Origin of the sequence: Blautia sp. MSJ-9, assembly GCF_018919065.1 — a bacterium.
GTDB lineage: Bacteria > Bacillota > Clostridia > Lachnospirales > Lachnospiraceae > Blautia_A.
The window spans coordinates 106852-130211 of the sequence record NZ_JAHLQG010000043.1 but is presented as its reverse complement, the minus strand read 5'-3'; the positions used below and the strand labels follow the sequence as shown (position 1 = coordinate 130211).

General features: G+C 40.9%; 12 protein-coding genes. 2 read left to right on the top strand and 10 right to left on the bottom strand.

Annotated features, from left to right (window positions below):
* Positions 1-52: 52 nt before the first annotated feature.
* Entirely contained in the window at positions 53-2428 is a 2376-nt protein-coding gene (locus KQI87_RS12215; RefSeq protein WP_216460383.1) for a phosphoketolase family protein, read from the top strand.
* 175 nt (positions 2429-2603) lie between these two features.
* Here the strand turns inward: KQI87_RS12215 and KQI87_RS12210 are convergent, their stop codons facing one another.
* Positions 2604-3497: a LysR family transcriptional regulator gene (locus KQI87_RS12210; protein WP_216460382.1), complete on the bottom strand. Its 894-nt coding sequence runs from the start codon at positions 3495-3497 to the stop codon at positions 2604-2606.
* 334 nt (positions 3498-3831) lie between these two features.
* On the opposite strand from KQI87_RS12210, the gene KQI87_RS12205 reads away from it, so the two are divergent.
* A complete protein-coding gene (locus KQI87_RS12205; RefSeq protein ID WP_216460381.1) occupies positions 3832-5490 on the top strand; it encodes a glycoside hydrolase family 13 protein in 1659 nt (552 codons plus the stop codon).
* A gap of 186 nt (positions 5491-5676) precedes the next feature.
* Here KQI87_RS12205 and KQI87_RS12200 read toward each other — a convergent pair whose 3' ends face one another.
* The 9 genes from KQI87_RS12200 to KQI87_RS12160 form a co-directional block, all read right to left on the bottom strand.
* Positions 5677-6039, bottom strand: a complete 363-nt coding sequence (locus KQI87_RS12200; RefSeq protein WP_216460380.1) for a hypothetical protein — start codon at positions 6037-6039, stop codon at positions 5677-5679.
* Positions 6040-6219: 180 nt separating this feature from the next.
* A complete protein-coding gene (locus tag KQI87_RS12195) occupies positions 6220-7287 on the bottom strand; it encodes an NERD domain-containing protein (RefSeq protein WP_216460379.1) in 1068 nt (355 codons plus the stop codon).
* 25 nt (positions 7288-7312) lie between these two features.
* Entirely contained in the window at positions 7313-7603 is a 291-nt protein-coding gene (locus tag KQI87_RS17565; RefSeq protein ID WP_216460378.1) for an AAA family ATPase, read from the bottom strand.
* A gap of 206 nt (positions 7604-7809) precedes the next feature.
* Positions 7810-8457, bottom strand: coding sequence for a 4'-phosphopantetheinyl transferase superfamily protein (locus KQI87_RS12185; RefSeq protein WP_216460377.1), 648 nt, complete (start codon positions 8455-8457; stop codon positions 7810-7812).
* A 2-nt stretch (positions 8458-8459) separates the two neighbouring features.
* Positions 8460-8759 (bottom strand): STAS domain-containing protein, encoded by a 300-nt coding sequence (locus tag KQI87_RS12180; RefSeq protein WP_216460376.1) that lies wholly within the window; start codon positions 8757-8759, stop codon positions 8460-8462.
* Positions 8760-9013: 254 nt separating this feature from the next.
* Positions 9014-17998, bottom strand: coding sequence for a non-ribosomal peptide synthetase (locus KQI87_RS12175; protein ID WP_216460375.1), 8985 nt, complete (start codon positions 17996-17998; stop codon positions 9014-9016).
* A gap of 88 nt (positions 17999-18086) precedes the next feature.
* A complete protein-coding gene (locus KQI87_RS12170) occupies positions 18087-19832 on the bottom strand; it encodes an MATE family efflux transporter (protein ID WP_216460374.1) in 1746 nt (581 codons plus the stop codon).
* A 355-nt stretch (positions 19833-20187) separates the two neighbouring features.
* A complete protein-coding gene (locus KQI87_RS12165) occupies positions 20188-21177 on the bottom strand; it encodes a guanosine polyphosphate pyrophosphohydrolase (protein WP_216460373.1) in 990 nt (329 codons plus the stop codon).
* 248 nt (positions 21178-21425) lie between these two features.
* Positions 21426-23216 (bottom strand): flavin reductase, encoded by a 1791-nt coding sequence (locus KQI87_RS12160; protein ID WP_216460372.1) that lies wholly within the window; start codon positions 23214-23216, stop codon positions 21426-21428.
* Between the last annotated feature and the right edge of the window lie 144 nt (positions 23217-23360).

Sequence of the window (23360 nt, the reverse complement as noted above, 5' to 3'; positions counted from 1 at the left end):
ATCTTCGACATCTTAAGTTATACACATCAAAGACAAAGAAAGAGGTAAGAAAATGGAAGACAACAAATTATGTCTCGAAAAGCAGCCTTTAAATCAGGAAATGCTTGACAAAATCGATGCTTACTGGCGTGCAGCTAACTACCTGTCTGCCGGACAGCTCTATCTTCTTGACAATCCGCTTCTGAGAGAGCCATTAACAATGGACCAGATCAAGAAGAAAATCGTTGGTCACTGGGGAACTGTACCAGGACAGAACTTCGTTTATGCACACTGCAACCGTGTTATCAAACGTTATGATCTTGATATGATCCTGCTTTCCGGTCCGGGACATGGCGGAAACTTCATGATCGCCAACACTTATCTGGAAGGTTCTTACAGCGAAGTTTATCCTAACATCAGCCAGGATGAGGAAGGTATGAAGAAAATGTTCAAACAGTTCTCCTTCCCATGTGGAGTTCCAAGCCACTGTGCACCGGAAACACCTGGTTCCATCAATGAAGGTGGTGAGCTTGGTTATTCCATCGCTCATGCATTCGGAGCTGTATTCGACAACCCAGACCTGATCGCTACTACTGTTGTAGGTGACGGTGAAGCTGAGACTGGCCCTCTTGCAACATCCTGGCAGTCCAACAAATTCCTGAACCCAATCACCGACGGTGCTGTACTTCCTATTCTTCACTTAAATGGATATAAGATCAGCAACCCAACTATCTTCTCCCGTCTTTCTCATGAAGAACTTGAATGCTTCTTCAAAGGCTGCGGCTGGAAACCATACTTCGTTGAAGGCGACGACCCAATGACCATGCACAAGAAGATGGCTGAGACAATGGATACTGTAATCGAAGAGATCAAAGCAATCCAGAAGAACGCTCGTGAAAACAATAATCCAGAGCGTCCGGTATGGCCAATGATCATCCTTCGTACTCCTAAGGGATGGACAGGTCCTAAGGTTGTTGACGGACTTCAGATTGAAGGTTCTTTCCGTGCTCATCAGGTTCCGATCTCCATGGAGAAACCAGAGCATCTTGAACTTCTCAAAGAGTGGTTGGAAAGCTATCGTCCGCAGGAACTGTTCGATGAAAACGGACGTCTGATCCCTGAACTGGCTGAACTGGCACCTAAGGGAAATGCACGTCTTGGTGCCAACCCACATGCAAATGGCGGACTTCTTCTGAAAGACCTTCGTCTCCCGGATTTCCGTGATTACGGTATCGAAGTAGAGCCAGGCAAAACAAAAGCTCAGGATATGATCGAACTTGGCGGATACATCCGTGACATCTTCAAACTGAATGAAGAGAACAAGAACTTCCGTATCTTTGGACCAGACGAAAGTATGTCCAACCGTCTGTACAAAGTATTTGAATATCAGAAACGTGACTGGAATGCAGAAATGCTTGATACTGACGACTGCCTCGCAAGAGACGGACGTATCATGGACAGTATGCTCAGCGAGCATATGTGTGAAGGATGGCTGGAAGGTTACCTGTTAACAGGTCGTCACGGCTTCTTCGCAAGCTATGAAGCATTCATCCGTATCGTTGACTCCATGGCAGCTCAGCATGCAAAATGGCTAAAAGTCTGCAACCAGCTTTCCTGGAGACAGCCGATCGCATCCCTGAACTTCATCCTGACATCCAACGTATGGCAGCAGGACCACAACGGATTTACACATCAGGATCCTGGATTCCTGGATCACATCGCTAATAAGAAAGCAGACGTGGTACGTATGTACTTACCACCAGACGCTAACTGCTTACTCTCCTGCTTCGATCACTGCATCAAGAGTAAGAACTATGTAAATGCGATCGTAGCTTCCAAACATCCAAGTTGCCAGTGGCTGACTATGGAGCAGGCTGTTAAGCACTGCACACAGGGTATCGGTATCTGGGAGTGGGCAAGCAATGACCGTGGTGAAGAACCAGACGTTGTTATGGCTTGCTGCGGTGATACACCTACACTTGAGATCATGGCTGCAGTTACTATCCTTCGTGATGAAATGCCAGAACTTAAGATCCGTGTTGTTAACGTTGTCGACCTGTTCAAACTGGAATCCGATCACAAACATCCACACGGCTTAAGTGATGCAGAGTACGATGCAATCTTCACAAAAGACAAACCGGTTATCTTTGCATTCCACGGATATCCAACACTGATCCACGAACTTACATATGGTCGTCATAACCACAATGTATCTGTTCATGGATATCAGGAAGAAGGTACTATCACTACTCCATTCGATATGCGTGTACAGAACCAGATCGACCGTTTCAACCTTGTAAAAGATGCCATCATGCATCTGCCACAGCTTGGAAACAAAGGTTCTTACTTAATCCAGAAGATGAACGACAAGCTTGTTGAGCACAAACAGTACATTGCTGAATACGGCCAGGATCTTGAAGAGATCAGAAACTGGGAGTGGCATAAATAATCTCTGATCGCGGTTTTATTTACAGATCAGGAGAATGATTTTTGATCACCCAGACAATGATAAATTCCTTATAAATATAATCAGCCATCAGGGATTCCTATAATATGGATTTCCTGATGGCAATTGTTCAAACGTTCAGACAGGGCAGCTAATCTATATGTTCCCCCTGAACATTCTACCTTTCTCTGTCCGAAAGAAATTTCTGAAATGCTTTCGACGCAATACTCTGTGGATATTCCGTATCGTGGATCAGAATAATGCTTCTCTCCGGAAAGGTCTCGTTTACATCAATTGCAAAAACTTTCCCTGATGCCAGATCATCTTTTGCAAACTCCTCAGGCAGAAATCCGATTCCCATATTGTAACGTACTGCCGGAAGGATCATGTCCGTAGTCGCCAGCTCTACATCCGGCGAAAACTGTAAGCCATTTTTCGCAAAATACGCATTCAGGAATCTTCTGGTGATTGCCTCAGAAGTCAGGCTGATCCATGGATAGGCAGACAGTTCTTCCAGCGAAGTCTTCCGTCCCTTCAGTTCTGAAAAGCGGCTTCCACTGATCAGAATTTCTTTATACTTTCGCACAACTTTCATCTTCAGTGGCTCTGCCACCTGTAAGGCCGCCGACACAACCGCAAGGTCTACTTTCCCCTCTTTCAATGCATTGACAGAATCCGTCGTACTGTTATTCAGTATCTTAAAGTGGACATTCGGATATTGAATATTAAAATCTCTGACAGCTTCAAACAGATAACAGTGAAGCGCCGTCTCTGTTGCACTGATATAGATGGTTCCATTTTCCAGACTGATCAGATTATTTAGATTATCTTCCGCTTTAAAAAACTGTGCGCATCCCGCAGCCACATATTCATAAAAAATCCTCCCCTCCGGTGTCAGCTTCATTCCGCTTTTACTTCGGGTAAACAATCTGCATCCCAGGATATTTTCAAGATTATGTATTGTCCTTGTCACCGCAGGCTGACTGGTCTTTAAAACTGATGCCGCTTTCGTCAGATTTTCATACTTGGATACATAATAAAAAACTTTATAATACTCAAAATTCGCATTCATTTTCTTCTCCGTCTGTCATCATCAAGTCCTTTTTTACGCGCATATTCTAACATAAATTTTTCTTCCATACAATCTTTACAATCGTTTTCGCAGGCTTTATAATTACTCTTGGTCATTTGATCATTTTTCTGTTCAGCCATTTTCTGACAGAAGCCAAACAATATTTATATGTAACCCACAATACAAAAAGTGCTGGCTTTACAGCATTTTTTTATTGCACAATTCTTTTTCGGGAGGATATTTTCTTTCTATGTTTTCTATATTGCGTTTTTCTGCACAATACAATATAATAAATTCAGAATTTATTTATGCAAAAAGACGAAAGGGTGGAAATATGAAACACACAAAAGACTGGTACAAAGATCTGGTCATTTACCAGATTTACCCTCGAAGTTTTAAAGATGGAAACAATGACGGAATCGGAGATCTGAAGGGAATGATTGAGAAATTAGATTATCTGAAAGAGCTTGGCATCAATGCCGTATGGATGTCCCCTGTCTACGCTTCTCCGAATGTGGATAACGGCTACGATATCTCCGATTATTTCGCGATCATGGAAGAATTCGGAACCATGGAAGACTGGGAAGCTTTCCGCGACGGCGCACATGAACGCGGCATCGCCATTATCATGGATCTGGTTCTGAACCATTCTTCTGACAAACATATCTGGTTCCAGGAATCAAGGAAATCCCGCAATAATCCTTACAGCGATTATTATATCTGGCGTGACCCTGCCCCGGACGGAGGTACCCCGAACTGCTGGATGTCTGTATTCGGCGGAAGTGCCTGGGAATATGTCCCGGAAAGAGGACAGTATTATCTTCACTTCTTTGCCAGAGAACAGCCGGATCTGAACTGGGATAATCCGAAAACCAAAGAGAAAATCTTTGATATCATCCGTTTCTGGAATGAGAAAGGTGTCGACGGCTACCGCATTGACGCCATCAGCTATCTGGACAAAGGTCTGGACGGACGTGCAGATATGAATGAACCGATCGGTACTGTAGCATGTGTAAACCTTGAAGGAACTCACCGCTACATCCGTGAAATGGTTGCTGCAACCATGACCCCTGACAATCTGATGAGTGTCGGAGAAGTCAACATCAATAATGAACAGGATGCCATCAACTATTCCAGTGCTGCAAGCAAAGAATTTAATATGTCAATCCCGTTTGTTCCTCCAATCGTAGAAATCCAGACCTGGTCACCGGAGAAGATGAAACGCGACCTGAAAAAAGATTATGAAACTCTGAAAAAAGACGGATGGTGGGCAAGATTTTTAAGCAACCACGACAAACCACGTCAGGTTTCCCTCTATGGAAATGATAAAGAATTCTGGTCAGAATCAGCCAAAATGCTGGCATGTTATCTGCATACACTTCCGGGAACCCCATTTGTTTTCCAGGGTGAAGAATTCGGAATGACCAATGTCGCATTCCCGTCTATCGATGATTATGATGACATTGATACCCGCAATTACTATAAAACCATGATTGAAAATGGCTCCTCCCCAGAAGAAGCATTAGCAGAATCCCAGAGTATCAGTCGTGATAATGCAAGAACTCCGATGCAGTGGAATGACAGTCCAAACGGCGGATTTTCCGAGCATACTCCATGGCTTGGTGTCAATCCAAACTATAAGCTTATTAACGCAGAAAGCCAGATGAAAGATGACTCTTCTGTTTTCAGATTCTACCAGAATCTCATAACACTGCGTAAAGAACATCCGATAATGGCTCATGGCGATTTCAAACTCTGCTGCCCGGAAGAAGGTCCGATAATTGCCTATACCAGAAATTATCAGAACGAAACATGGCTGGCAGTGCATAACTTTTCTGCATCCATGCAGAAGTTCGATTATGCCGCTGAAAATATTGAATTACCGTATGATACTCCTGTTATCATCTCCAATTACGGTGAAAACGAAGTGGAATACGGTAATGGAACACTGGTGCTCAAGCCTTACGAAACTGTTGTTTTTCAGCTTCATTAAATGAATCGTTATCATTTCCATAACGTAGAAAAAAGAGTCATTTCTGACTCTTTTTTCCGTTTGCAACAGACTTACTTGATTCGGTTAAAATCAGCAAAAAATAATGATACGATAGCACCATCATCACAGTATGCTGCAAAAGTATCTTCCCCGGAATCCCCGGTATATACGACATCCGAAATATTCTTACTTTCTGGATTCTATTTCTCTACCAACTTCAAAGAACATACACTGAAGCAGTTCATGTCCGTCCGACAATTGAATGAATTCAATTTCTCCCTCAATGGCGCTATGGTATGTCTTTAACAGAAATGCAGACTTATCCCCTGGCTTCTTTAATCTTCTGATAATTTCTCTGGCATATTTCAAATTGTCTTCGTCCAAATATTCTATCGGTTTTATAGTATCTCCAGCAGACAAATGGACTTTCATAATTTCCGTAGCTTTAGGATTCACCCTGTAAATCTGGCACATATGTCCAAATGGCAATTCCATCTGCAAGATACCACACGGAACACTTGCAAATAACCCCTCGTAATCTTTTTGCATTTATTTTTCTTCCTTCATTATCTTAAACGCTGTTGTATAATTTCTTAATAAAATCAATGCCGGAGTATATCTGAAAATCACCATAATGAATTCTCAGATATATGCTCCGGCAACTCATTTTGCCACCCTTAGTATACCACGCACACATAGAATACGTCCAGAAATCTGACACCTATCAGCTCAATCCTCTTTCTCTGGCACTCCAATGTTCCGTACAAATCTACATTTTGGGAAATTAGAACATCCATAGAACATATTCCCAACATTTTTTCCTTTTTTTGCAGTTCTTATAACCAATTCCGAGCCACATCGCGGACACACAAGTCCTGTACTGACCATAATCTTTTCTTTCTCATCTGCCGCATCGCTAATGCTGTTATTATTTATAGACAGATTTTCTTCCGTTTTTTCAATTTCTTCCGTTATTGAATGTTCTGTTGATTCACCTGCTAAATCTTTTGTCTGGTTATCATCTGAGCTTTCTTTCTGCTCTTTTAATTCATTAAGGAGATTTTCATATTTTGCAAAATAATCCTTTCTTTCCTCTCGATTTCTTTCAAGAAAATTTTGGCCTATATTCAACATTTCTTTTTTTGATGACGGAAGTTCTTTAGATGCTGCGTTCATTTTCTTCATTGTCGCAATTAACTGATCTGCTCGGATCACCTGATTTTTTACTTCTTTCTTCGCATATCGATCATTCACTACTGTCTTGGGATTTGCCAGTACAATCAATGATTTATAAAAATCATCAAAATTTTTCCGAATAAAGAATTGCCAGAATCCATTCTTATTCTCTGTACGGCACTCTTTTAGTACAGATAAATGTCTCTCGTTCTGGGTAACTGGTGAATAAATTCCTTCCTTAAACCAACGATTTCCATACTTAATTGTGCGAATAAAATCTCCCCGTGAATTTATCTGAATATTTCCAAAAAGATTTTTACATTCAATAAGAATAACAAGTTTTGATGTAATGACGATAAAATCTATTTGTGCCCCTCGTCCATCCTGTGTTTCTATGTAAATATCTTGCAATACAACAAGATCCATATCACTGTTCTTTAACTCAAACAGAATGTTTTCTTCTCCGGTGATCCCGGCTTTTACAATTGCAATCTCCTTTTGAACTTTAGATTTTGTTTCTCCTTCAACTGTTACAAGTAAGTCTTCCAACTTTTTCAAATAAGTTTTTGCATCACTGCTTTCTTTCAAAATTATAACTTCTGGTTTTGAAAAAAATCCCATTGTATTTTCCTCTTTTTTCTTTTGCTTATATAACTAATTCCACTTTACATTTCTTTTTATAAAATGAAATACCATATTTCAGAATATGTTCTATCCCTTCTTCTAAAAACAATTCTTCATATCTTTTCTCTTCTATCTGCTTCAGTGCTTCTGCACATCCTGCCTCCAGTCTTCTTGGACGTGTAAAAAGATTCACCTCCGCCCAATTATCCAGAAATTCTTTGATAAGCATTGTTTTATCTACATAGTAGAAATCTTCTGATTGTAATTTTGTGAAATTTTCGATTCCTATGGGAAGTTTCTTGCTCTGTTTCAATGGTTCACGCTCCCTTTACTTTAATACAATGCCATTTTTTAACATATTCCTGCATTTGCTCACTTTAATGCAAATATTATTAATAATCTTATCACGCTTTACCGATTCTGTCACTCCATATTATAAATCATATTGCTTTACAAATACTATCACTAATAGCAAAAATCCCTCTGACAAAACTTGTAATTCTGCCAAAAGGACTTTTTCTAAAAATCTAAAATATCACAATTTTCCATCTGCTCCAGCTCAAACTCTTTTTCATTACTAACCGAAAAAATATAACCATCAAATTCCGTAGTCTTAAAAAAGCACCGCTTTTCCGGGCTTTTTCCAAGTATAAAGCCATCTGCGGTCGGGACAACTTCAAATGCACCCAGGGCAAGACTCATGCCTTTGCCTGTCATTTTCATGTAGCTTTCTTTTAGAGTCCAGAGGGTGAAAAATGCTTTGTTTTTATCATCTGCATTTTTTATGTAGTCTAATTCGGATGAATAAAAATAGTGTTCGGCGATTTCAAGTGGGGCGTTGTCGTTTTTTTCGATATCGCATCCAACTTCGCAGTCTGATAATACTCCGACCACGTAATCTCCTGCATGGGATATGTTGAAAAACAGGTTGTCTACGACTGGTTTTTCATTTTCGGAATACTTCAGATTGCTTTCTGAAAGACCGTTTTCAGTCAGGATTTTTCTGATTATAATGCCTGCACCCAGGCTTCTTTTTCGGTCATCTGGTCTGTAATATCGCATTACTTTTTTTCTTCGTTCTGTACCAACCAGATTCAGAAGCCGCTGGTCTTGCAGCGGATCAGCAATATTTTGGATGTTTATTCTGTATAGTTTCAGATTGGACATTTTTATTTTTCAATCTGAATCTTCTGGTCAAACCCAGTGAGTCTGAATACATCAAATACTTCATCAGAAACGTTTATAATTTTGAAGCCATCTTTGCCTGCCATTTTTTTGTATGCAGAGATTACCTGACGTAAGCCGGCGGATGAGATGTATTCGAGTTTTGCGAAGTCGAATACGAGACTTGTTACGCTGTCATCGAGTTTTGAGAGTTCTTCTCCTAACTGCGGTGATGTCTGTGTGTCGAGCCATCCGGTGATTTCCATGGTTACTTTGTTTCCTTCTGTTTTGCTTACAATTTCCATTAATTTTTTCCTCCCTTTCAGGCGAACAGGATTACCTGGATAACTGCTTCGCAGTTCATCAGGAGAGCTTAAGACCCTCCTGATATAATCCAGTTCTCACCTGTTGCTCATTACTTATTATTTTTCTCTCATTGTTTTTCTCTTTTCGAAAGTCAAGCGGATATTCACAATTGAAGCAAGGGACTCACTTGATTTGGTTAAAGTCCTCAACTTACTTAGTTACTGTGCACGGAACAAACAATAACCAACTTAACTTAATCAAAGAATGCCAGTCTGTCAAGTGCTTCTATTGCGCTTTCCAGGTATCTGTCGTCTGTGACAGGCCATTTGTAGTCGAGTCTGTAAAGTACCTGTGCGGTAAATTTGTTGCTGTATTCCATTGTATAGATCTCATTTTCATTATGTGAAGTATATGCAATCAGACCGGAAACAGCATCTGTATCTTTGTTGTCCTTTGCAAACTCCCTTACAGCGTCCTCGAAGTCTTCGTCTCTGACAATGTCAATGTTAAATCCATACCTGCGCATTGCATAGATCAGGTCTGCCATGTAGATCTGGTGGCTGTTGCATGCGTGGAATACAGTAAATCTTCTGTCGGTCTGTGTGAGTTTCAGGACTGCAAGTGCAGTAGAATCGATCGGTGAGAATTCTGCTGCTTCGTGCATGCCGCCCATTGGGAATTTGCCGACTGCTTTATAGCCTCTCAGGCTACGTAAAAATCCATTGGTGATAAAGTTGATCTGGAATTCACCATCGGAATCTCTGCTCATCAGATTTCCTACACGGATGATCTTTCCGTCAAGTCCGGCTGAAACTGCTTCCAGTACCGCTCTTTCTGCAAGGAATTTTGTACGGATATATTCGTTTGTAATACTCTGTCCAATGTACAGATCATTTTCATTAAATACTCTGGACATCGGCGGATTACCATCTGAGCCTTCCCCTGCAACGGAAACTGTGGAAATCTGAATCAGTCTGCGGCCATTGTTTTTACAGAACTCAATGAGGTTTTCAACGCCATGTACATTGATTTTCTCCAGAACATCACCTGCCGCAAAATGTTTTACACATGCAGCGCAGTTAATAATGGTCTGGAATTTGTAGGCAGCAAATCCCTCTACCTGTTCTTTTGATGTAATGTCGCCGTCTACACAAATTATACGCTCTTTAAACAGTTCTTCGCAAGGATTATCGAAATAATACATTAACATATGCATCATTCGTTTTTCCATGGATTCATAAGAGCCCTTACGTACCAGACAATAAACTTTGCCATCATAATTATCCAGATATGCTTTCAGGATATGTATTCCAAGGAATCCGGTCGCACCTGTGATCATGATATCTCCCAGATTTTCCTTTGTGATTCTGTCCACATTTTCTTCAACGTTTCCGCTGATCACACTCTGGATCTTGTTGTAATTGTAGTTTGAGAACTCATTATTGCTCTGCGGGTTGTCAAATGCTGCATTATCATCCACGATCGCTGCAAGTTCACGTATTGTCGGATATTTGAAAATATCTGCATATACGATAGAAATATTCTTCGAGAGACACATAACTGCAACTTTTGATGCAGTAAGTGAGGAACCTCCGATTTCAAAGAAGTTATCTTCTATTCCAACTCTGTCAAGGCCCAGCGCCTTTTCAAATATCTCGCAAAGTGCTCTCTGAACTGCAGTAACCGGCTCTACATAATCAGTTCCCTTTACACTTATCTCCGGCATCGGGAGTGCTTTTTTGTCAATCTTGCCGCCTGGTGTTACAGGCATTTCCTCAATGTGAACGAAGAATGACGGCATCATATAATCAGGGATCAGTGGCTCCAGAAATGTCTTGAGTTCTTCATCTGGAATACTTTCTCCTGTATAATATGCAGTGATATACTTGTTTCCACCTTTTTCAACTACTGTTACAGCGGCATTCTTTACCAGTTCATGTTTCAGAACGGCACCCTCGATCTCGCCAAGTTCAACACGATATCCTCTGATCTTTACCTGGGAGTCAATTCTGCCGATATATTCTATATTTCCATCACCTTTCATGCGGACCATATCGCCGGTTCTGTAGAGACGTTTATCGTCTTCGCATACAGAGTATGGATTTTCAACAAATACAGAGGCTGTCTTTTCCGGAAGATTATGATATCCTCTCGCAATCTGACGGCCGGCATGGCAAAGTTCACCGGATGCGCCAACTGGAAGTCTGTTCAGATCTTTGTCAACCACATAACTGCGGACATTTCTCTGGGATTTTCCGATCGGTATGTTATCATACTGTCTATCAACCCGGAATTCTGTTGAAGATACAGTATTTTCTGTCGGACCGTAGCCATTGATCATCTGATAGGTTCGGTTTCTGTAATGCTTAAATTTCTCACCGCCCAGGGTCACAAATTTAAGATCCGGGGCATCTTCAAGAAGTTCTGCCACCAGCTCACCCATCTGTGTCGGGAATGTTGCGGTAGTAATCTTTTCATCTTTGATAAATTTTCCAACAGCAATGGCATCTTTTCGGATAGCCTCTGGCAGGATATATAATACAGAACCAGCTGTCAATGGTGCAAACAGGTCGATCACGGATGCATCAAAGCAGAAACTTGCAAATTCTGCAACGATATCGTCTGTTGAAAGTTTTCTTGTAAGACGGATGTATTCGATCAGGTTCATCAGATTTCTCTGTTCGATCATAACTCCTTTGGGTTTTCCTGTTGAACCGGAGGTGTAGATCATGTATGCAAGATTTTCCGGTTCCGGAGGTGTAAGCTCTGCGGAAAGTTCAAAGTCTTTTGATTCTTCTGCAACATCGTCAAGGCTTATGATATTCTTATCATAGAACGCAACCAGGTCACGGTACTGATTGATCACAAGGAGGTTTTCTGCTCCTGAATCTTTCAGCATATATTCAATTCTGCTCTGCGGATACTCCGGATCTAACGGAACGTATGCTCCTCCGGCTTTCATAACACCAACATATGCAGCGGCATATTCCTTTGTTCTTCCGCACAAAATACCTGCTGCCTTTTCTCTGCCGAATCCATTTTCGGTAAGTTTCTGTGCGATGTAATTGGACATTCTGTCCAGTTCTCTGTAGGTGAGCTCACCCATTCCGTCTCTTACTGCAGGTCTGTCCGGATATTTTGCTGCGGTTTCTCTGAACAGGTCTACGAAAGTTTTTCCTGCATGTTCCGGATCGTTCTCCATCTCTGTCTCTTCCTCAAACATCAGTCTGATATCTGTCGGTTCATATTCTCTGAGGATTCCCTCTGCTGCTGTTTCGAGGTTATCTGCCAGATATTTGATTGTTTCCTCATAGTACATGTCGCCCCTGTATTCAATTTCAAAGATAAATTTATTTCTTTCAATTGAAATACTGATGGAAACAGGGGCCTTTGCCATATTTAACTGAACCGGTTCTTCCTGCGCGTATTCGCCGCCGATCGTATCAAATGCGAAGTTATCTCCCTGATAGATCACCATGGCATCTGCTTTGATGTTAAATTCATGGCTGATCTGTGAGAACGGATAAATATCGTTGTTCATAGAATTGATCAGCTGCTCCTGAACACCATTCAGATAGTCTTTTGCATTTCCTGAGAAATCGCAGTAAACAGGAAGTGTCTTTACAAGCATACCAACTGTTTCGGAAAGTCTGGAATCGTTTCTGCCATGATAAATGGTAGTAAAGACCGCATCCTTTCTGAAATTGTATTTACCCAATGTAAGACCAAATGCAGCAATGAAGAATACGTTTTCTGTAATTCCCTGCTTCTGGCAGAAATCTTTTACCCGCTGTACTGAAATTTCTGTGGTTTCTCTGTGGTAAGTTTCAGCAGTCGGAACCGGGCCATTTTTATCCGGATAGAAATTTATGCTTCCACCAGCTTTCTCAAATACGGACTTATAGTAATCCTCTGCATTTTTGTATGCATCGCTGTTCAGTGCATCTCTGTTATCAAGCGCCAGGTCATAGGAAGTATATTCTTCCGTTTCAAGTTTCTCTCCGCTGTAGGCTCTATTGATATCATTAATTATAATGCCAAGAGAAGTACCGTCGGCAATAATGTGATGAACGTCAAGGAACAGGTAATTTCCATCGCAGGTTCTGTAAATTTCAAATCTGCAGAGCTGTTCATTGAACAGCATGTATGGACGAACCAGAGTTTCTTTGTTCATTCCATTTATAATTTGTGTTTTGTAACTTAACTGATCATCACGTTTCTGAAGAACATCTCCGTTATCGTCCATAAAGAGACGGGTCTTCAGATAAGGATGTGCTTCAACTGTGCTGTCAATTGCTGCTGCAAGCCTGTCCAGGTCTACCTTCTTGTCAAGTTTCAGCAGATACGGAATGTTGTAAATGGTTGATCCCATATTTGCAGTGCATTCAATAAAGATTCCCTCTTGTGTATTGGTAAGAGGATAATTTTCCTGTACTTCTCTCTTTGTTCCTTTTCCTGCTGTTCTGACAAAGCCTTCCAGCATCTCGATCGTAGGATTATTCTTGATATCTGATGTCTTTATCACAATGTCAAATGCTTTTGAAATCAGAATATTGAGCTTGATCGCACTGATAGAAGTCAGTCCTGCATCATAAATATCAGTTGTTATTCCAAATTCTGTATAGCCGAGTACCTCTGCAATACAGTCAAATAATTTCTGCTGGTTTTCATTCTGCGGCGGAATGATCTCTGCTATTTTTCTCTCCGGTACCGGAAGTGCTTTTTTATTTACTTTCTGGTTCTGATTAAGCGGGATTTTATCAATCTGCATGGTAACAGCAGGCACCATATAAGGCGGTTTTGTTTCTTTGATAAAATCATTCAGCTGACTGATATCAATTTTGCTGTCAGCTACAATATATGCCGCAATGTATTTTCCGCCGTTTTGTTCATCAAAGGCAACTACTGTTGCATCCTTGATTCCCTCATATCTTCTTATTACCTCTTCCACTTCTGAAAGTTCAATTCTAAAGCCTCTAACCTTAACCTGAGAATCTTTTCTTCCGATAATCTGAATATTTCCATCCGGAAGATATCTTGCAACATCACCGGAATGATACAGCACTTCGTATCCTTTTGTATCATCATAAATGTTCTTTGTATATACCTCAGCGGTTTTCTCAGGTTTATTAAGATATCCTCTTGAAACCTGCCATCCGGCTATCATCAGTTCCCCGCAGGCACCATATGGAAGCATATGTCCAAACTTATCTGTTATATAAAGTTTAACATTGTCAAGCGCCTTTCCGATCGGAATATTGGAATAATACTTGTCAACTTCAAATACTGTTGTAAAAATGGTGCATTCCGTAGGACCATACGCGTTTATGAATTTATAACCCTTCGGTGGTTCGCACGGAACAAGTTTCTCACCTCCGATGGAAAGGTATTTCAGACTCCTGCAGTCCATTTCCAGCGCAAACTGTCTTCCAACCTGTGTTGTCATAAAAGAATGAGTGATGCCATTTTCTTCAAAATAGCGCTGGAGTCCAATGAAATCAAGGCGGATTTCTTCCGGGATGATATGGAGCTCTGCACCGTTTGCAATTGCACCATAAATGTCCATCATAGAAGCATCAAACCCAAATGATGCATACGCCGCTATTTTTGAGTTGTAATCTATACTGTAATATTTTCTGTACCAGCGACAGAATGCAGTGATATTTCCGTATTCAAGCATACATCCCTTTGGCACACCTGTAGAACCTGATGTATACAGCAGGATAAACAGATCATGCATCTGCGGCTTTTTCAGTTCTGCTGCTGTATCTTCAAGCTGCATGATCTCATCTGTGAATAAAACCGGTCCCTGATATCCGTCAACCAGCGGCAAAAGTTCTCTGTCTGCGATCAGAAGTCTGGCAGCCGAATCTTCCAGCATATACATAAGTCTGTCTTTCGGATAAGACGGATCAAGAGGCTGATATGCTGCACCTGCTTTAATTACACCCATCGGCGCAATCGCCATATATTCACAACGAGGGATCAGGATGGATACTACATCTTCCCTGCCAATTCCCTGAGAGGCAATATATTTTCCAAGTCTGTTACTGATCTCATCCAATGCTTTATAAGTATACTTTTTGTCTTTAAATACAACAGCAGTATGATCCGGTATGGTCTGAACCAGTTCATCAAACATATCAGAAATCGTCTTACTTCTGTCATATTCACATTCTGTATGATTGAACTCAGCAATTTTATTTACTGCATTTTCAGAAATAACAGAGATTTCTGAAACATATTTGCTCTTCAGCATAGATTTCATTGCTGCTTCATATGCGTCAAGAATTCCGTCTATAAAAGCTTCACTGTACATATCACTGCGGTATTCTGCAGTAAGTACATACTGATTATCGTACTCTCTCACCTGGATCAGCATAGGCATTTTGGCCATATCAAGGGAAAGGTCGCTGCCTTTTGCGATCGTATCTCCGATCGGATAATCGTCACTGAGCTCTGCCTGATATGCAAATACGAGATCAGAATTAAATCCATATTTCGCGCAGATATCAGAGAATGGGAAAATATCATTTGCCATGGATGACAGTACCTGTTCGGAAAGTTCTGTCATATATGCCTGTATAGTTGTTTTTGGTTCAAATCTGCTGTAAACAGGAAGTGTTTTTACAAGCATGCAGACAGTATTTTCAAGTCTGGAATCATTTCTTCCATTATAAATTGTTGCAAAAAGGCTGTTCTCTGAATTAGAGTATTTTGCCATAAGGATACCAAACAGACCTGTAAATAAGACGTTTGGTGTAACTCCAAATTTCTCGCAGCTTGAGAGGATGGTATCTTCTTTGATGTTCAGTTTTCTTTCCAGATAGCCTTTTTCAGGAACTTTTCCTGCGCAGTCCGGAAGTGGAAGTGATTCTGTCTCAACTTCTCCAAAAACGCTGTCATAATATTTCTCAGCTTTTTTGTATTTGCCCTCTTTCATCTGCTGTTCTTCATCAAGGGCAGCATCAAATCCTGTATAGGATTCTTTTTCCAGTTTTTCACCCTTATATGCCCGGTTGATATCTTCGAAAATAATATCGTAGGAATTGCCGTCTGCAATGATATGGTGAAAATCTGTAAAGAGATATTTCTTATCTTCTGTACAATAGATTCTGGCACGGAACAGACGTCCTTTTTCCAGTTTAAACGGACGTACAAGTTCATTCTTCAAGGTTTCAAACTGAGCATTTGTAGTTTCGATCACTTCAGGTATGAATGTGTCTTCACAAGGACGCTGTACCATTTCTCCTTTATCGCTGAGATAAACTTCTGTGAGCAGATAAGAATGTGCATTTACCATTGCTGTAACTGCTTCTGATAATTTCTGTACATCAACTGTATTTTCCAGTTCAAAAAGGAACGGGATGTTGTACACGGTGCTCTCCGTATTCTTGCTGCACTCTGCGAAAATTCCTTTCTGGGAACCTGTAAGCGGATAAACATCTCTCTTTTCATAAGTTCTGATTTTCGGGGCAAGCATAACATATTTTTCCAGTTTCTCAACTGTATTGTTCTCATGAATGTCACTTGTCTTTACAGTAACTCCAAATTCATCAGAGATCAGAATGCAGAGTTTCATGGCACTGATGGAAGAAAGACCGGCTCTGTAGAAGCTTGTGTCAATTCCGAAGAAGTCATTTTCCACAACTTTTGCAACGATTTCAAAGATTTTCTTCTGCATCGGTGTTTTCGGTTCTTTCAGATTTTCCGGCTGTGAAACTGGTTTCGGCAGTGCTTTTTTATCAATTTTTCCGTTCTGCGTTAATGGCATTTTTTCCATCTGGACAAAAACATCCGGAACCATGTAATGCGCCAGTGATCCTGATGCATAAGCGGTCAGTTCTTCGGTGTCGATCTCGCGGTCTGCCATAAAATAGCAGCAGAGATATTTGTTATCAACAGGCACTGTAATACTGGTGACAATTCCCTCGAAACTGTTGATCACTTCTTCAATTTCTCCAAGTTCAATTCTCAGGCCACGCAGTTTGATCTGATTATCAATTCTTCCGAAGAATTCAATTTCACCGTCCGGAGTGATCTTTGCAAGGTCACCTGTTTTGTACGCTCTTTCACCATTCAGTTCAATAAATACATCTGCTGTTTTTTCAGGCAGATTGATATAGCCTCTGCCTACGCCCAGACCTGCAACTACCAGCTCTCCGGTTTCTCCGTCCGGAAGAACTCTATTTTCTTTATCAACAACGTATACCTTAACATTGCCGTTCGGAGCACCGATGGTAATGTTTTTGCTGTCAGTGATCACTTTCATTGTACAGCTGATGGTTGTTTCTGTAGGTCCATAGCCGTTCATGATATGCGCATCTGGATTTACAGAACGGATCTTGTCATAAAGTGCAGGGGGAAAGGCTTCTGCTCCTACGTCAAAAACTTTGATCTGCGAAGCTGCTTCCTGAAGCTGTGGCAGATCGATCATGTTTGAGAGGTAGGTAGGTGTTGTTGTCATGATATCAACTTTGTTTTCTGTGATCACTTTGCCAAGCATGATCGGATTCTCAATCTCCTCATCACTTGCGATCACCGCTGTCATTCCATTTGTGAGAGGGATAAACTCTTCCAGGACAGATACGTCGAATGTCATAGCTGCCATGGAAAGGGACACACTTCCTCTGCTTACATAACCGTAGGTTTCCGCGTTTTTCAGATCTGGATTTACAAAATTGGCAAGGTTGATGTGTTCGATCATCACGCCTTTTGGTTTTCCGGTTGAACCGGAAGTATAGATACAATAGCAGAGATCATGTTCCCCGATCTCTACATCCGGATTCTCTGCATTTTTGTGTTCAAGAAGTTCTTCCAGTAACAGGATGGTGCATGGAAGCTTTGTAAACAGTTCATGGTGTTCCTTTTCTATTTTCTTTGTTGTTATGATAAATGGTGCTCCTGCATCTTCAAAAATAAACTGGATTCTATCGTCCGGATAATCCGGTGCTGCAACAGCAAATGCACCTCCGGCTTTCAGGATACCCTGGCGCACTGTGTAAAAATCGCAGCAGCGTTCCAGCACAACTCCTACAATGCTCTCTCGCTTTACTCCTTTTTCGATAAGCGCATTTGCAACTCTGTTTGCCCGCTCATTTAACTGGGCGTATGTAAAGCTTTCTTTTCCTGCGATCACTGCACATTTGTCAGGATGAAGTTTCACCTGTTCTTCAAACAGTTTTGTTACAGGCTGGAACTTAAAATCAAAACTGCTTCTTTCGTTAATGTCAGACATTTTTCTGCACCTCCTGCTATTATATTGTCATAAACATATTTCTCTCATACGACTAAAAGCTTTTGTTGAAAATTTTTTGTATCTCTTGTTAAAAAGAGATAATTGTATTATTCATATCAATTGCACGGATATAATCCATTGATGTTGAGATTTTCTTTACAAGCTCGATTCCGTGGATATCGAAATCCTCACTGTCATAGCTGTATTCCAATGGATTAAAGTTCACTCCATTGTCTCTTATTCTTAATCTGCAGGTATCATCTTCCAGACAGAGATTGATATCGATCCAGTTGGAAGTTTTTCCACCGAATTTAATGATGTTTACGGTCATTTCTTCTGCACATACAGCAGCAAGATTTGATTTCTTTGCAGATGCTCCGTTTGCTTTGCAGAATTCCATGATTTTCTTATTCACATTCTGTGCTTCTTCCATTGTACTTTTAATGGAGAAATCCAGATTTGTTCCCGGGTTTTTATCCGGAACAATATAGAATGTTGAGTTTTTGTGCTTGATCTTTCTGAAGATCCAAGCCGCGATCACGGTTATGATCTCTGTCGCAACAAATCCGACTGCAATTCCATTAATACCAATTCCGTCAATCTGTTTCCAGATATAAATTCCCACATATGTTGCAGGTAAAACTGCCACTGCATTCTCAAGGAATGTAACGAAACTTGCAATTGCTGTTTCTTCTATGGATTCATAATAGCTTACGATAAATTTGTTCCAGAGATACGGGATCACGCATACGGCAAAGAGACGCAGTGCAGAAACCATATGTACTCCCAGTTCTCCTCCATCACTTCCGAACAGGATTGTGATCTGTTCAGTAAACAGCATGATAGCCACAAATATGACCGCCAGCACTATATAACTGTATTTCAGCATCTTTTTGCAGAGAACACGGATTCCTACATAATCTTTCTCTCCAAAGAGAATTCCTGCAACATTCGGGATCACACCGATGATTCCTCCTGTCAGCATTTCAACGATCAGCAGAACATTATCGCAGACAGTAAATACTGCCATTCCCTCTTCGCCGATCTGATTCATAATGATCGTATTCAGCCCAAGTGCTTTTATAAAGTTGGCTGCCATGAAGATAAGCATCGGCACGCCTGTCACAATGGCTTCTTTGATGATTCCAAAATCACTGACTTTCATCCTGACAAACTGGATATTTCGTTTATCAGAACGAATGTAACGTACAAAAACTACCATTGCGATCAGGAAACCAAGTACCGTTGATAAAGATGCACCTGTAACTCCCAGCGGCGTAAATCTAAGGAAGATGTAGTCAAGCACAAGGTTTATTACGTTGGCTGCGATCAGATATACAGATGCCAGTTCCGGGTGGTTCTCAACACCAAGATAACTTACCATCATCAGACCAATTCCGATCACCGGAGCACCAAGCATGCTGACACGGATATAGTCTCCTGTATAAGTTGTCAGAATGCCGTCACCGGATACCAGAAGTCTGGCGATCGGACCTGCTGCCGGGAATGCGCAGATTGTAAATAAAAGTCCTACTAAAAGAGTCACTGCGAAAGTAGCTGTGAACAATTTCGATGCACTTTCCTTGTCACGTTTGCCGAGCATGTTTCCGACGGCTATAGAGCCGCCGACTCCCAGACAGTAACCGGTAAGCTGAACGATCGTCTCTACTGGAAGACTCATTGTGATCGCAGACATTGCTTCTACACCGATCAGATTACTTACAAAAATCGTATCGACAATGTTTCCTAACTGAAGTGCCAGTGACATCATAATTCCCGGAATAATGTACTTGTTCAGCTTTGCATTCAGCAGTCTGTTATTTGTCTTTTCCATTCTTTTCCCCTTTTTTCTGCAGTAATATTTTTATTATTGTTCACAAGTCAACCATTCATTGCATCTTTAGGTACATTAGCTGAAGACGTTGTGAATAATAATGTATTTTGGGGCTTCATACTCCCAATTATTGTATTTATTTTACCATAATAGACAATTTTTTTCGGATACTCGGAGTGAATTGCATGTATACGGTGCGAATTGCAGATATATGGCGCGAATTGCAGATCACTAATCAGATAATTCAGGATAAAGCTGTTTTTTCCTGAAATTTGTGCAGGCAAGTATGAAAAAGGCCGCTTTCTTTGCTGAAAATCATATTCAGTAGTGAAAGCGGCCACATATAAAACAAATGTCAGTCGATCAGATCATTCTGGAATCTTGACAGATGTTCATAAGGCAAAATAAGGCGTCCTCTGTACAGTCCACATCCGTCATTGATCAGACTGTTATTCACTGCTGCAAACATGTTTACATCCAGCTTTGACAGATCCAGCGTCTGCAGACGGATTCCTCTTTCATATGCATCATCGAAATATCTGCATTCTCCCTGAGGAATGGCATCCCGTCTTGCGCGTTCGCTCTCCTGCTTTTTTTCGTATCCAAGATGGTTGGCAGCACCGATCTCTGCTACATCATCCATGTCCTTTGTCCGGATCTGTACTTCCAGATAAGATCTGGAGCTGTTGTCGTAGAATGTAATATGTAAGGACTGATAGTCAGAATCTTTTTTCTCAGAAATATAATCTCTGTAATAAGGCTTCGCAAGTTCATCCATCAATTCAGAATGGCTTACTTTCACCCCGTTTGCAGGCTCCGCGGTAAATCCCCGTTCCTCCAGGAAACCCGGAAGTCTGTTTGCAATATCGTACAAATATTTCAGCTCTTCTGTCTCTCTGTCCTCACCTGGTTTCAGATGACATTTCGGCAGTGAGATCACGATGCGGTATGCGATCAGATCACGAAAACAGCTCAGTTTATTCTTCAGTTCTGAGATAGGCGGATAGGTTCCGTTTTTCGTGTAGTAATCGTAAATGTATTCTACAATGTATCCGTTAAATTTCTCTTCCGCGCGGATCAGGGATTTAATACGTCCTTTTACTGTAAAAGCCAGAAATGGATATTCATGAGTCATATATTTATAAAACTCTCTGATTTTCTGGGACTGCGCTGTCAGGAAATCGTTATGTTCAAGCAATTCCTTGATCTGAATAAGAAAATTACAGTGGATCAGATCAATTTCATTGCGGTTTTTCTTTGCATCTTTTCGCAAGTCTTCAATATATCTCTGTAAAATTTTCAGTACCGTATCACCGGAGTATAAATAATCATTTAATGTTATCATAAGTATGTCTTGTGCCTTCCCTTTACTGGTTGTTAAAATTTACAAAAAATTTTGTAAATTTTTTGGTTACTTCCTATTTTATCAGACTCTGGGAGATTATCAAGGAAAATCCCGCTATTTATTTTCTTTAATTAATTATTTTAGTACACAAAAACAGACGGCTTATCTCACCGTCTGTTTCCTATTGTTATTTCTATTTCACTTCACTTTTACTCATATCCAGCTGGTATTTGAATCTGCCCGAAAAATTATCCGATCGGCTCAAAATCTACTGCTCCATGTTTGCAAAGCGGGCAGATGTAATCTTCCGGAAGTTCATCACCTTCGTAAATATATCCGCAGACTTTACATACAAAGCCTTTCTTTCCTTCTGTCTCTGGTTTTGGTTTTACATTCTTCTGATAGTAGGTGTAGCTCATAGTCTCCTGGTCGCTTACCACACGGGCTTCTGTCACGCTGCAGATAAACATTCCATGAGTTCCAAGGTCTACATACTGCTCTACTTTCAGGGACATGAATGCGTTGATGTATTTATCCAGGAATACCAGACCGTTATCGGAACGGTTCACTTTCTGCCCTGCAAATTTGTCTGCACTTCTTCCACTCTGGAAACCGAACTGCTCAAATACAGAGAATGGTGCTTCTACAGAGAGACAGTTTACATTCATCACACCAGTCTGTTTGATAACATGGTGGGAATAGTTTGTCTTATTGATATTAACTGCCACACGGAACGGAGAGTCTGTCAACTGTGTAACTGTATTGACGATCAGTCCGTTATCCTTCTTGCCATCATTGGATGTTACTACATACAGACCGTATCCGATACGGAATAATGCTGTCATATCATTCTTATTTGCCAGCTCATCATTCTTTGCAATGTATTCCTGGCAGAGTTCAGAAGCCATTGCTTCCATCTGATCTTTGTTATCCTGGTTTACTGCAGACATGATCTTTACAGTCGTATCCAGCCAGTCAATCTTCTTGCATTCAGAAAGCATCGTTTTCATCACTTTTGCTGCCAGAGGTGCCCAGGAACCGTTCTCGATCAGACCTACTGTGCGGTTCTGGAAATTATGCTCTACAAGGCGAGTGATAAAGTCATTCATAAATGGATAGATTCCTGCATTATAGGTAGTGGTTGCAAGCACCAGTTTGCTGTAACGGAAAGCATCGCTGAGCGCCTGAGACATATCATCTCTTGCCAGGTCATAGACAACTACTTTCGGACATCCTTTGCTCTTTAATTTCTCAACAAACTGATTGACTGCTGCTTTTGTATGTCCATATACAGAAGTGTAGGCAACTACAATTCCCTCTTCTTCAGGTGTGTAAGAGGACCAGGTATCATAAAGTCCGATATAATGTCCCAGATTCTCTGTGAGTACAGGACCATGCAATGGACAGACGATCTGGATATCCAGTGTTGCTGCAGCTTTCAGAAGTCTCTGTACCTGTGCGCCGTATTTGCCTACAATGCCGATAAAATATCTTCTTGCTTCATCGTCCCAGTCTTCTTCTACATCAAGGGCACCGAATTTGCCAAATCCGTCTGCGGAGAAGAGAACTTTATCTGTGCTGTCATAGGTGACCATAACTTCCGGCCAGTGTACCATTGGTGCAAATACGAAAGTAAGGTTATGATTTCCAAGACTTAATGTGGAACCACTCTCTACTTCCAGTTTCTGTCCTTCCAGATCCAGTCCGAAGAAGTTCTTGATCATAACAAATGTCTTCGCATTGGCTACTACAGTTGTACCCGGATATACTTCCAGGAAATTAGCTACGTTTGCTGCGTGGTCCGGTTCCATATGCTGCACGATCAGATAATCTGGTTTACGTCCGTCCAGTACCTGCTCCAGATTATCCAGCCATTCGTGTTTGAAATTAGCATCTACAGTATCCATAACTGCTACTTTCTCATCCAGAATCACATAGGAATTATATGCCATTCCGTTTGGAACTGCGTACTGTCCTTCGAATAAGTCTACCTGATGATCGTTTACCCCAACATATTTGATCGTATCTGTAATCTTCATAATTTCCGCGCCCTCGATTCTTTCTTAATATAGTGTGTTCTATAAACTCTTTTGTATTCATATTTTTGTTTCTGATCTCATTCTATACCATTTCAGTCCAGTTTTCAAGTCTTTTTGGAAAAATTTTCTCAAATTAAAAAAAAC